Genomic DNA, 16,152 nt, shown 5'->3' on the forward strand with positions numbered 1-16,152 from the left:
GATTATGTCTAAACTTAATTCTATTACGCTGGCTATCCTGTCGGTGTTGGCAACTTCGTCTGCATGGGCGGAAGATGAAACATTTGACACCCATTTTATGATTGGCGGATTAAATGGGGAAAAAATTTCTGACTATCATATTGATAGTGATAAGCCGATGCCTGGTATCTATGATATGGATGTTTACCTGAATAATCAGTGGCGCGGACACTATAATGTCGATATTAAAGACGATCCGGATGCAACATGTTTATCCTGGGAGCAGTTAAAGCAAATAGGTATCCTCACTGAAGGCATTAATATCGATAAAAGCGTAGAATGCGTACCACTTCGGGAAGCGGTACAGGGCGGCAGCGTTGACTATGATATTGGGCATTTTAACCTGAAGTTAAGTGTACCCCAGGCCTATGTCGTTGAGTATGAACGCGGATATGTCCCGCCTGAGGCATGGGATCGCGGGATTAACGCATTATATACGTCTTATTATGCCAGTCAGTATTACAGTAATTATAAGCACGGAGGAGATAATAAAAGTAGCTATTTAAATCTGAATAGTGGTTTGAATCTTCTGGGCTGGCAGTTGCATTCAAATGCCAATTATACGAAAAGTGACGAGAGCAGCGGTAAATGGAAGAGTAACACGTTATATCTGGAGCGCGGAATTCCACAAATTCTTGGCACATTGCGTGCTGGTGAAATGTATACCGGTTCTGATGTTTTTGACTCCGTGCGTTTTCGCGGTGTACGCCTTTGGCGCGATATGCAGATGTTGCCGAACTCTAAACAGAATTTTACTCCTGTGGTGCGTGGTGTTGCCCAAAGTAACGCACTTGTCACTATTGAACAAAATGGCTTTGTGGTTTACCAGAAAGAGGTTCCGCCAGGTCCATTCGCCATTGATGATTTGCAACTTGCTGGTGGTGGTGCAGATCTGGAAGTAACCGTTAAAGAAGCTGACGGTTCGGTGTCGCGTTATCGTGTACCTTATTCATCTGTACCAAATATGTTGCAACCGGGCGTTTCGAAATATGAATTTGCTGCCGGACGTAGTCGTATTGAGGGCGCCAGCGATCAGTCAGATTTTATTCAGGGAAGCTATCAGTATGGTCTTAATAATTTGCTGACTCTCTATGCTGGCACGCAGTTGTCTGATAATTACTCATCGTTTGTTCTCGGCACGGGATGGAATACACCGATTGGTGCTGTATCGGTTGATTTTACCCATTCCCATAGTGAACAAGATAACGGTGATGTGTTTAATGGTCAAAGTTATCAGATTGCCTGGAACAAATATCTCTCTCAAAGTGGAACGCAATTTTCGCTGGCGGCCTGGCGTTATTCTTCTCGGGATTATCGTACTTTTAACGATCACGTGTGGGCAAATAACAGGAAAAGTTATAATCGAGAAGATGACTCAGTTTATGATATCGCTGACTATTATCAGTACGATTTTGGTCGTAAGAACAGCTTTTCTGTAAATATAAACCAGTCATTACCAGAAAATTGGGGATATCTGTCGGTCAGCGGTCAATGGCGGGATTATTGGGAACGCAGCGGGACAGGGAAAGATTATCAACTCAGCTATTCGAACTCCTGGGAACGCCTTAGTTATACTTTGTCTGTTAGCCAGACTTACGATGAAGATAACCGCGAAGATAGACGCATTAACTTATATTTCTCAATTCCCTTCTCGTGGGGCGATGGAATCACTGAAAAACGACGAGATTTATTTGTTTCTAACTCAACCACTTTTGATAAAGACGGCTATCGGTCGAATAATACCAGCCTCAGCGGTGTGGCGGGGAGTCGCGATCAGTTCAGCTACGGGGCTAACTTAAGCCATCAACACCAGGGCAGCGAAACAACAGCAGGTGGAAACCTGACCTGGCGTGCGCCACTGGCGACTATTGGTGGCAGCTATAGCCAGTCGAAAAGATATCAACAGGTTAGTGGTAATATTCAAGGCGGTTTAGTCGCGTGGTCGGACGGGGTGGCACTGGCTCCCAGACTTTCCGATACGTTCGCCATCGTCAAAGCGCCGGGACTGGAGGGAGCGGCGGTGCAGGGATATCGTTACCTGACCACGGATAGCAGAGGCTACGCTATTTATGACAATCTGACGCCGTATCGTGAAAATACGTTGATGTTGGATATTGCCGACAGTAAAAGCGATGTGGCGCTACTGGGTAACCGTAAAAACACCGTTCCTTATCGTGGTGCGGTAGTGATGACGCAGTTTGAGACTGATAAACGCAAGCCCTGGTATTTCATCTCCCAACGCCCTGATGGCTCTCCGTTGCCGTTTGGTTATGAGGTTGAAGATGAAAGCGGCAACAATGTGGGCTTAGTAGGACAAGGAAGTCGGATATTTATTCGCACCAATGATGTTCCCGCGTCGATTCGCGTCTCGGTTAATAAACAGCAGGAACAATTCTGCACTATTACCTTTGATAACGTTATTGATGAGAATAAAGTTTATATTTGTCGTTAAAGGATTTGTTTATGAAGAAATATTGGTTTTTGTTTCTACTGGCTTTGCCATTTTGGGGGCAGGCTAAATGTACTTTGGGGCCGAATACAACAGCAAGCCAAACGATAGAACTAGATATGGCACAGGAAACGGTAACGGCTGTAATTAATACAAACTTAGTTGATACGTTCACATGTAATGCAACAAGCGATAAAATGTATTATGCAACACCGTTAAAAGATTATATTGTTGAACTTAAAGAGTCTGATTCGCAGAAATCAATCTTTATGAAATTTAATCTTGAGAGTAGTGCATTCCCTGTTTCTACTGGAATCGATTCCTGGAATGCTTCTCCAAAAGAATATAACACTCAGGATGTTATAAATACCAAGCCGTTCACTCTTAAGGCAGAATATGTTGGGCCAACGAGTAAAGTAGACCATACAATAACCACCAATATCGACAAGATAACCATCCCGCGTCCTGCCATTAGCATACTAACAGATAACTCTTGCAATGATAGTATCATAAAATGGTTTTTATGTTGGATTAGTGGGCGATTAGATAGTGATGTTTCTTATACTCAGAATATAGAATTTAGCATCAAACACAAACCCACAACCTGTAGTTTCTCGCAACCGATTTACGAAATAAGAATGCCAGAAACAACGATAAGTGAGATGCAATCTGCCAATAACACAAAATCAGCTTCTATAGATCTGGTTTTAAATTGTGACAGTGTTTATAACGTCACGACTAATCCAGTAACTTTTAAAGTTGCGCGCGGTGAATGGGATGATAGTGGAACCATTCTGAAAAACACATCGCTTAATGGTGCTAAGGGGGTTGGGTTCCAGATTTATAATGGTAACGCAACGACACCGCTAAAGCTGGGTGATACTTTGATGAACAAACTAACTAAAATGGCGGCCATTGAGAATCAGTACACCTTCCCGATTACCGCGAAATATGTCCGCGTGAAGGAGGAAGCACTACAGCCTGGAGAAGTCCAAAGCAAAGCCATATTTGCCGTATCCTACGACTAGTGGGTATGGTAATAAGCCACGTGATTTTCACGTACTTTCGAAGAGGAAGTACGTGTTTTTTATTTAAGGTGCATCAATGCGAAAAAAAGCTCGTACTTTCGTACGAGCTCTTCTTAAAATATGGCGGTGAGGCGGGGATTCGAACCCCGGATACGTTGCCGTATACACACTTTCCAGGCGTGCTCCTTCAGCCACTCGGACACCTCACCAAATTGTTTTGCTGCCTGACCTCATGGGTGGCAACGGGGCGCTACTATAGGGAGTTAGAGTAAAACGGTCAAGAAGAATTTATAGAGATTGATTCGTTTGGTTACGCAATGAACACGCTGTTTGCGTGACGGAGATTATGATCGTATGTGTTCTGTTCAATTGTTTATCAAAAGCTATGCATAAAATATGAGATTGAAGAAGTACCAAATCGACCCTTTTTTTAGGTTGAAATGTAACTCATTGATTTTGTTTATTGCTTTTTTGAAGTCTGGAAAAAGGGTTCGAATCTGCGATTTTGTAAGTTTTAACAGTAAATCAATCGGATAGTCTGCTATTATTCCAGTTCACTGCCGTACAGGCAGCTTAGAAAAGTGCTGCCTGCTGAACGCCTGCATCCCTTGCCGTTCACTGCCGTACAGGCAGCTTAGAAAACGTAACAGGGCGACATCATGAGGCGACAAAGGTTCACTGCCGTACAGGCAGCTTAGAAACGCTTGTGATCCGCTCTCTTGAGGGTGAGAAAGTTCACTGCCGTACAGGCAGCTTAGAAAGAGGCGGTAGCGAAGCTTTTCGCGGGCTTCTGGTTCACTGCCGTACAGGCAGCTTAGAAATCCAAGCAGACGCAGGAAGTTAACATTACGCATGTTCACTGCCGTACAGGCAGCTTAGAAAGACAGGTGGGCGTCGTGGTTATGGCCTTCCCCGTTCACTGCCGTACAGGCAGCTTAGAAAGAGGCGGTAGCGAAGCTTTTCGCGGGCTTCTGGTTCACTGCCGTACAGGCAGCTTAGAAATCCAAGCAGACGCAGGAAGTTAACATTACGCATGTTCACTGCCGTACAGGCAGCTTAGAAAGACAGGTGGGCGTCGTGGTTATGGCCTTCCCCGTTCACTGCCGTACAGGCAGCTTAGAAAACATCGTGCAGGCTTTATTTGCCATTCTGATTGTTCACTGCCGTACAGGCAGCTTAGAAAATCAGAACTAGACACGCTCTCAGATGACGAACGTTCACTGCCGTACAGGCAGCTTAGAAAGTATCAGCCAGCAAGTCGCCGTTGTCCTGATAGTTCACTGCCGTACAGGCAGCTTAGAAAATTCCGTAGTATTTCTGTTTCCCCACATTAATGTTCACTGCCGTACAGGCAGCTTAGAAAGCAAAATCGGTTGCCGGGATTGGCGTCCCGGAGTTCACTGCCGTACAGGCAGTTTTCAAACTTAACACATCATCCTCCAGTATTTATTCCCCATGACTCCAAACGCAAAAAAGGCCGGTTAAACCGACCTTTTACTCGTTCTTTCTCTTCGCCCATCAGGCGGCAAAACAATCAGCGACTACGGAAGACAATGCGGCCTTTGCTCAGGTCGTACGGGGTCAGTTCAACAGTCACTTTGTCGCCCGTCAGGATGCGGATGTAGTTTTTGCGCATTTTACCGGAGATGTGTGCAGTAACCACGTGACCGTTTTCTAACTCTACGCGGAACATGGTATTAGGCAACGTTTCAAGAACGGTACCTTGCATTTCAATATTGTCTTCTTTGGCCATCTAATCCTCTGGGGTATCACTACCGTAATTTGAACCGGCAAGATAATGCCGAAGTTCTGTAAATAAGTAAAGATTTGTGCGCTAATTCGCAACAAACAGGTTTGGCACATAACTCCGAAAACACACGGCTAAGCCGCACTATAAGCGCAACGTATAAGGGAGCGGTGAGATAAACGGTGGGCGTTACCTGACGCGAAAAATTCCTTATCGGCAGCGGAGTAATGAGCATAACCAACTCTGCGACCGCAATTATAACACTCTGGGGAGAAATGTGCCGAAAACATTCATTCTTGTGGTGAAAACAATCGCCGTGGTACCCAGAAATTATTTGGTAACCGTTCGGGGCGCAGTTGATTGAGATAATTGAGGTAATCCCGGCGAGGGATTTCGCAGGCACCAAGCGAGGCCGTATGGTCATTTAATACCTGGCAGTCGATAAGCTTGCCGCCGTGGTGGATAAATTCGTCACAAAAAACCAGGAGCGCCGTTTTCGAGGCATTCTCCATGCGGCTGAACATCGACTCGCCACAAAATAGTGTTCCCTGCGCCACGCCGTACATGCCGCCGACAAGTTCGCCTTCACGCCACACTTCTATGGAATGAGCATGGCCCAACTCGTGAAGACGATGGTAGGCTTCGACGACGTCACGCGTAATCCAGGTCCCTTCTTCGCGATCGCTGGCGCAGCCTTCAATGACCTGACCAAACGCGTAATTCAGCGTGACGCGATAGGGAGAGCGCTTATGAAAACGTTTCATGCTGCGGCTGATATGCAGTGATTCTGGCCATAAAACCGCACGTGGATCAGGCGACCACCAGAGAATAGGATCGCCCGGAGAAAACCACGGGAAAATACCGCGCTGATAAGCCATGAGTAGCCGAGCAGGGCTAAGATCGCCTCCCAGCGCCAGCAGACCGTTAGGCTCACGTAATGCGCCTTCCGGGGAAGGGAAGGCTATTGAATGGCGAGAAAGCTGAACCAGGCGCATGACTGCAAAACTCCACTACGCAAGTCGGATCGTTCAATAATAGCTTACAAACCCTGCTTAAACTGGTAATAACGCCCCTGTCTGGCAAGCAGTTCTGCATGGGTACCTTGTTCAATAATTTGCCCGTTGTCCATCACTATTATTTGCTGAAAATGTGAAAGTCCACGCAGCCGATGTGTAACCGTCAATAGCGTTTTCTCACGCATCATTTCAGCCAGTAATTCGAGGATCTGACTTTCAGTCGTGGCATCTAAGCCTTCGGTTGGTTCATCCAGCAATACTAACGGCGCATCGTGCAATAGCGCACGGGCGATAGCCAGACGACGCAGTTCGCCGCCGGAAAGCTGACGCCCGCCTTCTCCCAACCAACTGTTGAGCCCTGTGTCTTCGAGTAGTTTCTCCAGACCGACGCGACGGAGAATTTCAGCAAGAGTCTCATCAGTAGCGCCAGGTGCGGCGAGTAACAGATTATCGCGCAGTGTGGCGCTAAACAGATGCACTCGCTGTGGCACAACGCTGATGGTCTGGCGCAATGTCGATTCATTCAGGTCAGAGATCGGGCTGCCGTTAAGCAAAATCTCACCCTGTTGCGGGTCCCATGCGCGGGTTAGCAGTTGTAACAACGTTGATTTTCCGCATCCGGTTCGCCCGAGAATCGCAATATGTTCGCCGGCATTTGCCTGAAGAGAAATCCCTTTAAGCGCTTGTTGGGATTGTTCCGGATAAGTGAACGCAACATCCCGTAACGTCAGGCAAACCTGCTCAGGAACGGCGGACTGAATATCCGGGAAGGTCACTTCTGGTTTTTGGTCCGTTAAGTCAGTGATACGCACGGCAGAAGCAATAACTTGCCCCAGATGTTGAAATGCACCTGTCACCGGAGCCAGGGCTTCGAATGCAGCCAATGCACAGAAGACAAACAGCGCAATCAATGCGCCTGGCTGGCTATTACCGGCAACGCCGCCGGAGGCCATCCATAGCATCAGAATCACCGCCAGCGCGCCAATCAACAGCATAATTGCCTGCGAGAGCGCGGTCAGTTCGGACTGACGACGCTGCGCTTCCAGCCACTGAATTTCGGTGTTCTCTAACTGCGTACGATAACGATCGCTGGCACCAAAAATGGTCAGTTCAGCTTGCCCTTGCAGCCAGGCGGTTAACTGTTGGCGATACTGACCGCGAAGATGGGTAAGGTTTTGCCCGGTGCTTTTTCCCGCTCGATAAAACAGCGGCGGCATCAGGAAAAGCGTCAGCAACATAATGCCGCCCAGCGTGAAGGCGAGGGTGAAATCAAGAAAACTTAACCCGACAGTCACCACCATAATTACCACAAAAGCCCCTACCAGCGGTGAGATAACGCGCAAGTAAAGATGATCGAGCGTATCAACATCGGCGACGACGCGGTTGAGCAATTCGCCCTGGCGATAGCGGGCCAGCCCGGCAGGGGAGAGAGGCAACAGCTTGCTGAAGGTGTAAATGCGCAAATGCTGCAACACGCGGAAAGTCGCGTCGTGACTCACCAGACGTTCAAAATAACGCCCGGCAGTGCGGGTGATTGCCGCGCCACGTACACCTGCGGCAGGCAGCATGTAGTTAAAGCTGTACAGCCCTGCAACTCCCGCCACTGCCGAAGCGGAGAGGAACCAACCAGAAAGCGTCAACAAGCCGATACTGGCGAGCAGTGTGACAATTGCCAGCACAATACCAAGGCTTAACATCCACTTATGACGCTTATATAGAGCCAGATAAGGAAGTAACGCGCGCATTTAAATCTCCTCCTGACGGTGGGCCAGCAACGTGGCGAATGGACCGTTAGCCACGCTTAAATCAGCGTAACAACCTTGCTCGATAATTTGGCCATCCTGCATCACCCAAATGACATCCCAGTCAGCGAGATCTTCTAACTGGTGGGTGACCATCAGCGTTGTCTGGCGCTGCGAGGCAGCGTTTAGCGCCTGCATCACACGCTGCTCGCTATGTGCATCGAGGCTGGCTGCAGGTTCATCCAGTAATAACAGTGAGCAGGGATGAAGTAATGCACGTGCTACAGCCACACGTTGTGCCTGACCTACGGAAAGGCGGGCTGCCTGATCACCCACGGGAGTATCGACGCCTTGCGGCAGGAGCGGCAGAAACTCACTGACCCAGGCGTTATCCAGGGCCGTTTGTAACTCTTGCTCGCTGGCATCCGGTCGTGCCAGCAGCACATTGTCTCGTACTGTTGCCGCGGGTAATTGCGGATTCTGGCCAACCCATGAGAGATGTTTTCGCCATGATTCCGGAGATAAATCCCGCAATTCAATGCCGTTGATCTGCAGCGAGCCTTGATAAGAGAGAAAACCGGAAAGCGCATTTAATAGTGAACTTTTCCCGGATCCGCTTCGTCCTACCAGTACCGCACGTTTGCCTGCAGGTAGTGTAAAGTTCAGCGGGCCAGCCAGCGTTTTACCTTCAGGCGATGTGATGAACAGATCTTTGGCTTCAATGGTCACTGGTTCGGTAGACGTTAACTCAACATCACCACGTTGTGGATGGGCGAGCGGTGTTTCCATAAATGTTTTCAGGCTATCAGCCGCGCCAACAGCCTGGGCTTTGGCATGATAAAATGTGCCGAGATCACGTAACGGCTGGAAAAACTCGGGGGCGAGGATCAACGCAAGGAAGCCCGCAGCCAACGTCACGCCCGTGCTGTAGTGACCGAAATCCAGCTCACCAAGATAAGAGAAACCAAAGTACACCGCGACCAGGGCAATCGACAGCGAGGTAAAGAATTCAAGAATACCGGAGGATAAAAACGCCAGGCGTAATACTTCCATCGTCCGTTGGCGAAAATCTTCCGAAGCAGAACGGATACTTTCAATTTCAGCCTCGCCACGACCAAAAATACGCAGGGTTTCCATGCCGCGCAGACGATCGAGAAAATGCCCACTTAAGCGAGCAAGCGCGAGAAAGTTGCGTCGGTTAGCATCGGCAGCCCCCATCCCAACTAAAGCCATAAACAACGGAATTAACGGTGCAGTGCCGAGTAAAATAAGTGCCGCGGCCCAGTTAGAAGGGAAAATTGCGACGACAATCAGTAGTGGCACTGAGACTGCCAGCGCCATTTGCGGTAGGTAGCGAGCGTAGTAATCATGCATATCGTCAATTTGCTCGAGCACCAGCGTCGCCCAGCTCCCCGCAGGTTTGCCCTGAATCCAGGCAGGCCCCGCCTGCTGCAAACGGTCAAGAACCTGGCGGCGGATGGCAAAACGAATATGTTGCCCGGCGTGATAGCCCACCCGTTCGCGTAACCAGACCACCCATGCACGCAGCACAAAGGTCATCACCAGCAAGGTAAAGGGAAGTAGCAAGGCTTCTCGGGGGATGTTCTCCATGATCATATGTTGCAGAATTCGCGCCATAAACCAGGCCTGGGCAATTATTAATATGCCGCTCACAAAGCCCAGCAGACGAGAAATATTCAGCCAACGTTGGGAGATGACGCTTTGCTGTTTTAACCAGCGGGTTAACTCTTTTTGACGGGATTTATTCATTGCACGCTTAGCAGGTGAGTTATCAGAATTATTTGCAGAGCAATGTTACAACGGGGAAAAAATAAAGGCGACCCATAGTCGCATGGTGTCGCCTTCTTTACTTTTGTTACTGATTTGTAAAATTATTTTGCGTCAGCTAAACCGTCGAGGTAGCGTTCCGCATCAAGTGCTGCCATGCAGCCTGTACCGGCAGAAGTAATGGCCTGGCGATAAATATGATCCATCACGTCACCTGCGGCAAAGACACCCGGAATGCTGGTCTGGGTGGCATTACCATGAATACCCGACTGCACTTTGATGTAGCCGTTTTCCAGTTCCAGTTGTCCTTCAAAAATAGCCGTGTTCGGACTGTGACCGATAGCAACAAACAGACCAGCAACGTCGAGAGACTCGATATTATCGCTGTTTTGCGTATCGCGCAGACGAACGCCAGTGACGCCCATCTGATCGCCGATCACTTCTTCCAGCGTACGGTTGGTGTGCAGAATGATGTTGCCGTTCTCCACTTTGTCCATAAGACGCTTAATGAGGATTTTTTCCGCACGGAAACCATCGCGGCGGTGGATCAAATGTACTTCGGAAGCGATGTTAGACAGATACAGCGCCTCTTCAACAGCAGTATTGCCGCCGCCGATAACCGCCACTTTTTGGTTACGATAGAAGAATCCATCGCAGGTCGCACAGGCAGAGACACCACGACCTTTAAAAGCCTCTTCAGAGGGCAGGCCGAGATAGCGTGCAGAAGCCCCGGTGGCAATAATCAGCGCATCGCAGGTATATTCGCCGTTATCGCCAGTCAGGCGGAACGGACGATTCTGCAAATCCACTTTATTGATGTGGTCAAAAATAATTTCAGTTTCAAACTTGGTAGCATGTTCATGCATGCGTTCCATGAGCAACGGGCCGGTCAGATCATTTGGATCTCCTGGCCAGTTTTCTACTTCAGTGGTCGTCGTCAGCTGGCCGCCTTTTTCCATGCCGGTAATCAGCACCGGTTGCAGGTTGGCGCGTGCCGCGTAGACAGCCGCGGTATATCCTGCCGGGCCTGAGCCCAGGATAAGCAGTTTACTGTGTTTGGTCGTGCCCATGAGATCCCCATAGTTGTTGGCAGACAATGGGCAGGATTGTAGGGAATTTACAGACGTAAAAAAAGAGTATGACGATTTTGTTAACGATTTGTGCAATCGTCAAAAGCGATAATCGTGTCAAATTCTCCCGTCATTATCACGTCTGCTACTTAATTTTTCCGGTTTATAAGCCGATTAAATGATGATTAAACGTCACTGTTAATGAATAACTGGCATGTTGTACTAAAAAACGATGTTTTGCTTTGACAATCACCTGGTGTTTTGCGAAAACATTCGAGGAAGAAAAAAACAGTATTGTTATGTGCGCATAATCATGCATGTAAATACCATGTTTACCGTGCTAGTGAAATCTACGCATGGCGTGGACAGACGCCATTCGTGATGTCGATAGCTGCCTCAAGGCAACGGTCTTCTCACCGTAGACCCAGGCATTGCGAGCCGTGAATCTTAATGATTTCGGTCTATCGTGACAGGTAGCGACTCTGAACAGTGATGTCTTCAGGGTCAGACAGGAGTAGGGAAGGAATACAGAGAGACAATAATAATGGTAGATAGCAAGAAGCGCCCTGGCAAAGATCTCGACCGTATCGATCGTAACATTCTTAATGAGTTGCAAAAGGATGGGCGTATTTCTAACGTCGAGCTTTCTAAACGTGTGGGACTTTCCCCAACGCCGTGCCTTGAGCGTGTGCGTCGGCTGGAAAGACAAGGGTTTATTCAGGGCTATACGGCGCTGTTGAACCCGCATTATCTGGATGCATCACTTCTGGTATTCGTTGAGATTACTCTGAATCGTGGCGCTCCGGATGTGTTTGAACAATTCAATACTGCTGTGCAAAAACTTGAAGAAATTCAGGAGTGTCATTTAGTATCCGGTGATTTCGACTACCTGTTGAAAACACGCGTGCCGGATATGTCAGCTTATCGTAAGCTGCTAGGGGAAACCCTGCTGCGTCTGCCTGGCGTCAATGACACACGGACATACGTTGTTATGGAAGAAGTCAAGCAGAGTAATCGTCTGGTTATTAAGACGCGCTAACACGGAACAGGTGCAAAATAAGCGTATTTTGATTACACTCCTGTTAATCCATACAGCAACAGTACTGGGGTAACCTGGTGCTGTTGTCCGTTTTAGCATCGGGCAGGAAAAGCCTGTAACCTGGAGAGCCTTTCTTGAGCCAGGAATACACTGAAGACAAAGAAGTCACATTGACAAAGTTAAGCAGCGGGCGCCGACTTCTGGAGGCGTTGCTGATTCTTATTGTCCTGTTTGCCGTCTGGTTGATGGCAGCCTTATTAAGCTTTAACCCTTCGGACCCCAGCTGGTCGCAAACGGCCTGGCATGAGCCTATCCATAATTTAGGCGGGACGCCTGGCGCGTGGCTGGCAGATACGCTGTTCTTCATTTTTGGCGTGATGGCTTACACCATCCCGGTCATTATTGTTGGCGGCTGTTGGTTTGCCTGGCGTCATCAGTCCAGCGATGAGTACGTTGACTATTTCGCCGTTTCGCTAAGAATTATTGGCGTGCTGGCGCTTATCCTTACGTCCTGTGGCCTTGCGGCAATCAACGCGGACGACATCTGGTATTTTGCCTCCGGTGGTGTAATCGGTAGTTTATTAAGCACTACGCTGCAGCCGCTGTTGCACAGCAGTGGTGGGACCATTGCGCTGCTCTGTGTTTGGGCGGCTGGCCTGACGCTGTTTACCGGCTGGTCCTGGGTGACCATTGCCGAAAAACTGGGGGGCTGGATTTTAAACATCCTCACTTTCGCCAGTAACCGCACTCGTCGCGATGATACCTGGGTTGATGAAGAAGAGTATGAAGACGACGAAGAGTATGAAGACGAAAAAAACGGCAAACAGCATGAATCGCGCCGTGCTCGTATTCTTCGTGGCGCGTTAGCGCGTCGTAAACGTCTGGCGGAAAAATTCATTAATCCGATGGGGCGGCAAACAGACGCTGCATTGTTCTCGGGTAAGCGGATGGATGATGAAGACGACATTACCTACACTGCGCGCGGCGTGGTCGCTGATCCTGATGATGTCCTCTTTTCGGGCAACCGTGCAACGCAGCCAGAATATGACGAATACGATCCATTATTAAACGGTGCACCAATCACCGAACCTGTTGCTGCGGCAGCTGCTGCTACCACGGCGACGCAAAGCTGGGCAGCTCCGGTTGAACCTGTTACTCAGACGCCGCCTGTTGCGTCGGTTGATGTTCCACCTGCTCAACCTGCTGTTGCCTGGCAGCCTGCGCCAGGGCCGCAAACGGGCGAGCCGGTCATTGCCCCTGCGCCGGAAGGTTATCCGCAACAACCTGTGCAGTCACAGCAGCCATATTATGCGCCTGCTGCGGAACAACCTGTTCAACAACCATATTACGCACCAGTGCCTGAACAGTCGATTCAGCAGCCATATTATGCACCAGTGCCTGAACAGCCAGTGGCTAATAACGCGTGGCAAGCCGAAGGGGCGCAATCCACTTTTGCGGCGCAGTCTACATACCAGCCTGAGCAAAATTACCAGCAGCCAGCCGTTCAGGAGACGTTGCGTCAACAGCCGCACCCGGTTGAGCAGCCGCCTATTGTGGAGCCTGAACCGGTTGCTGAAGAAACAAAACCTGCGCGTCCGCCGCTTTACTATTTTGAAGAAGTTGAAGAGAAGCGTGCGCGCGAACGTGAACAGCTCGCCGCCTGGTATCAGCCTATTCCTGAACCAGTTAAAGAACCTGAGCCTGTTAGACCTGTTCAGTCAGCTAAATCTGTTCAGTCATCGCCGACTGCTGCTGCAGTCCCTCCGGTAGAAGCCGTGGCTGCTGTTTCGCCGCTGGCATCGGGCGTGAAGAAAGCGACTCTGGCGACGGGGGCCGCCGCAACGGTTGCTGCACCTGTTTTTAGCCTGGCAAATAGCGGTGGACCTCGACCACAAGTGAAAGAGGGGATAGGCCCGCAGTTGCCACGACCAAAGCGTATTCGTGTTCCGACTCGTCGTGAACTGGCATCGTATGGCATTAAACTACCTTCACAACGAGCCGCCGAAGAGAAAGCTCGCGAAGCACAGCGCAATCAATACGATTCTGGCGAACAGTATAACGATGATGAAATCGATGCGATGCAGCAAGATGAGTTGGCACGTCAGTTTGCCCAGGCACAGCAGCAACGCTATGGTGAACAGTATCAGCATGATGCGCCAGTTAACCCTGAAGATGCAGCGGCAGAGGCTGAACTGGCTCGTCAGTTTGCCCAGACTCAGCAGCAACGTTATTCCGGTGAACAACCTGCGGGAGCAAATCCATTCTCGCTGAATGATTTTGAATTTTCACCGATGAAAGCGTTGGTGGATGATGGCCCACACGAGCCACTGTTTACGCCCATTGTTGAACCGCAACAACCGGTGGCGCCGCAGCAGCAATATCAGCAGCCGCAACAACCGGTGGCGCCGCAGCCGCAGTATCAGCAGCCGCAACAACCGGTGGCGCCGCAGCAGCAGTATCAGCAGCCACAGCAGCCAGTAGCGCCGCAGCCGCAATATCAGCCGCCGCAGCAACCGGTAGCGCCACAGCCGCAGGATACCCTGCTTCATCCGTTGTTAATGCGCAACGGTGATAGCCGTCCGTTGCATAAACCAACGACGCCACTACCTTCGCTGGATTTGCTGACACCACCGCCAAGCGAAGTTGAGCCAGTAGATACCTTTGCGCTTGAGCAAATGGCGCGTCTGGTAGAAGCACGGCTGGCCGATTTCCGCATTAAAGCTGATGTGGTCAATTATTCACCAGGACCTGTAATCACCCGTTTTGAGTTGAACCTGGCGCCGGGCGTAAAAGCCGCACGTATTTCTAACCTGTCACGCGACCTTGCCCGTTCATTGTCGACCGTGGCGGTGCGTGTGGTTGAAGTCATTCCTGGCAAACCTTACGTAGGTCTGGAGTTGCCGAACAAAAAACGACAAACCGTTTATCTGCGCGAAGTGCTGGATAACGCGAAGTTCCGTGATAACCCATCGCCGCTGACGATTGTTTTGGGTAAAGATATCGCAGGCGATCCGGTCGTAGCCGATCTGGCTAAAATGCCTCACTTGCTGGTTGCGGGGACCACTGGTTCCGGTAAGTCGGTGGGAGTAAACGCCATGATCCTGAGCATGCTCTATAAAGCGCAGCCGGAAGATGTTCGTTTCATTATGATCGACCCGAAAATGCTGGAGCTTTCGGTTTATGAAGGCATCCCGCATCTGTTAACGGAAGTCGTTACCGACATGAAAGATGCTGCCAACGCTCTGCGCTGGTGCGTAAATGAAATGGAACGCCGTTATAAGCTGATGTCGGCCCTGGGGGTGCGTAATCTTGCGGGGTATAACGAAAAAATTGCTGAAGCGGACCGAATGATGCGTCCGATTCCAGACCCGTACTGGAAGCCAGGTGACAGTATGGATGCCCAGCATCCAGTGCTGAAAAAAGAGCCGTACATTGTAGTTCTGGTGGATGAATTTGCCGACCTGATGATGACGGTAGGTAAAAAAGTGGAAGAGTTGATTGCGCGTCTGGCGCAAAAAGCCCGTGCCGCAGGTATTCACCTCGTGCTGGCAACGCAGCGCCCTTCGGTGGATGTTATTACGGGGCTGATTAAAGCGAACATTCCAACCCGTATCGCCTTTACTGTATCCAGCAAGATCGACTCACGTACCATTCTTGATCAGGCTGGTGCGGAATCACTGCTCGGTATGGGGGATATGCTTTACTCCGGGCCGAACTCAACCATGCCGGTACGTGTCCATGGTGCTTTTGTTCGCGATCAGGAAGTTCATGCCGTGGTGCAGGACTGGAAAGCGCGTGGTCGTCCGCAGTATGTAGATGGCATCACCTCCGACAGCGAAAGCGAAGGCGGTGCTGGTGGTTTCGACGGTGCTGAAGAACTGGATCCGCTGTTCGATCAGGCGGTGGCGTTTGTCACTGAAAAACGCAAAGCGTCTATTTCTGGTGTTCAGCGTCAGTTCCGCATCGGTTACAACCGTGCTGCACGCATTGTTGAACAGATGGAAGCGCAAGGGATCGTCAGCGAACAGGGTCACAACGGTAATCGTGAAGTGCTGGCCCCGCCACCGTTTGACTAATTAGTGCATCGTAGGCCGGATAAGACGCGATAGCGTCGCATCCGGCACTCTATCAACTGAAAATTCAGTATTTTCTTCTTTCCTCAAGCTGATTATTAGCCTGGAATAGAGAGTAGAGGGAACTCCCGATCGGGAGTGACGTAATTTGAGGAACAATG

General features: G+C 49.8%; 9 protein-coding genes, 1 tRNA gene and 1 CRISPR repeat array. Of the genes, 4 read left to right on the plus strand and 6 right to left on the minus strand.

The genetic code is table 11. The annotated features are described in order from the left end of the window. Positions 1-4: 4 nt before the first annotated feature. Together FEM44_RS18990 and FEM44_RS18995 are read left to right on the plus strand one after the other, a co-directional pair. Complete coding sequence (locus FEM44_RS18990; protein WP_135524095.1) at positions 5-2,491, plus strand: fimbrial biogenesis outer membrane usher protein; 2,487 nt, start codon at positions 5-7, stop codon at positions 2,489-2,491. Between the two features lie 11 nt (positions 2,492-2,502). Continuing rightward, complete coding sequence (locus tag FEM44_RS18995) at positions 2,503-3,516, plus strand: fimbrial protein (RefSeq protein ID WP_135524094.1); 1,014 nt, start codon at positions 2,503-2,505, stop codon at positions 3,514-3,516. Positions 3,517-3,637: 121 nt separating this feature from the next. On the opposite strand, the gene FEM44_RS19000 is transcribed toward FEM44_RS18995, so the two are convergent. The 6 genes from FEM44_RS19000 to trxB form a co-directional block, all read right to left on the minus strand. After that, positions 3,638-3,725, minus strand: a tRNA-Ser gene (locus FEM44_RS19000). A gap of 343 nt (positions 3,726-4,068) precedes the next feature. Further along, a CRISPR array of direct repeats spans positions 4,069-4,939; the repeat unit is 28 nt; unit sequence GTTCACTGCCGTACAGGCAGCTTAGAAA. Positions 4,940-5,050: 111 nt separating this feature from the next. Further along, positions 5,051-5,269 (minus strand): translation initiation factor IF-1, encoded by a 219-nt coding sequence (gene infA / locus FEM44_RS19005; RefSeq protein ID WP_001040187.1) that lies wholly within the window; start codon positions 5,267-5,269, stop codon positions 5,051-5,053. A gap of 284 nt (positions 5,270-5,553) precedes the next feature. Then, positions 5,554-6,258, minus strand: a complete 705-nt coding sequence (aat, locus tag FEM44_RS19010) for a leucyl/phenylalanyl-tRNA--protein transferase (protein WP_135522924.1) — start codon at positions 6,256-6,258, stop codon at positions 5,554-5,556. A 44-nt stretch (positions 6,259-6,302) separates the two neighbouring features. Beyond that, positions 6,303-8,024, minus strand: coding sequence for a heme ABC transporter ATP-binding protein/permease CydC (gene cydC / locus FEM44_RS19015; protein WP_135522923.1), 1,722 nt, complete (start codon positions 8,022-8,024; stop codon positions 6,303-6,305). Further along, the gene (gene cydD / locus FEM44_RS19020) at positions 8,025-9,791 is read right to left on the minus strand and encodes a heme ABC transporter permease/ATP-binding protein CydD (RefSeq protein WP_138159140.1); all 1,767 of its coding nucleotides are present in this window, start codon (positions 9,789-9,791) and stop codon (positions 8,025-8,027) included. Positions 9,792-9,913: 122 nt separating this feature from the next. Then, positions 9,914-10,879 carry a thioredoxin-disulfide reductase gene (gene trxB, locus FEM44_RS19025; protein WP_130205283.1) on the minus strand — a complete coding sequence of 322 codons (966 nt, stop codon included), beginning with the start codon at positions 10,877-10,879 and terminating at the stop codon, positions 9,914-9,916. 544 nt (positions 10,880-11,423) lie between these two features. Between trxB and lrp the strand changes: the two genes are divergently transcribed. Both lrp and ftsK read left to right on the plus strand, forming a co-directional pair. After that, positions 11,424-11,918, plus strand: a complete 495-nt coding sequence (gene lrp / locus FEM44_RS19030; RefSeq protein ID WP_000228473.1) for a leucine-responsive transcriptional regulator Lrp — start codon at positions 11,424-11,426, stop codon at positions 11,916-11,918. A gap of 134 nt (positions 11,919-12,052) precedes the next feature. After that, positions 12,053-15,994: a DNA translocase FtsK gene (gene ftsK / locus FEM44_RS19035; protein WP_138159142.1), complete on the plus strand. Its 3,942-nt coding sequence runs from the start codon at positions 12,053-12,055 to the stop codon at positions 15,992-15,994. Positions 15,995-16,152: the final 158 nt, after the last annotated feature.

The sequence above is a fragment of the Escherichia sp. E4742 genome, from assembly GCF_005843885.1.
Classification (GTDB): domain Bacteria; phylum Pseudomonadota; class Gammaproteobacteria; order Enterobacterales; family Enterobacteriaceae; genus Escherichia.

Bases quoted from the DNA above. Each gene is read 5' to 3' on its own strand.
- FEM44_RS18995 (WP_135524094.1), top strand. From the start codon at position 2,503: ATGAAGAAATATTGGTTTTTGTTTCTACTGGCTTTGCCATTTTGGGGG.
- FEM44_RS18990 (WP_135524095.1), top strand. From the start codon at position 5: ATGTCTAAACTTAATTCTATTACGCTGGCTATCCTGTCGGTGTTGGCA.
- infA (WP_001040187.1), bottom strand. From the start codon at position 5,269: ATGGCCAAAGAAGACAATATTGAAATGCAAGGTACCGTTCTTGAAACG.
- lrp (WP_000228473.1), top strand. From the start codon at position 11,424: ATGGTAGATAGCAAGAAGCGCCCTGGCAAAGATCTCGACCGTATCGAT.
- trxB (WP_130205283.1), bottom strand. From the start codon at position 10,879: ATGGGCACGACCAAACACAGTAAACTGCTTATCCTGGGCTCAGGCCCG.
- cydD (WP_138159140.1), bottom strand. From the start codon at position 9,791: ATGAATAAATCCCGTCAAAAAGAGTTAACCCGCTGGTTAAAACAGCAA.
- cydC (WP_135522923.1), bottom strand. From the start codon at position 8,024: ATGCGCGCGTTACTTCCTTATCTGGCTCTATATAAGCGTCATAAGTGG.
- aat (WP_135522924.1), bottom strand. From the start codon at position 6,258: ATGCGCCTGGTTCAGCTTTCTCGCCATTCAATAGCCTTCCCTTCCCCG.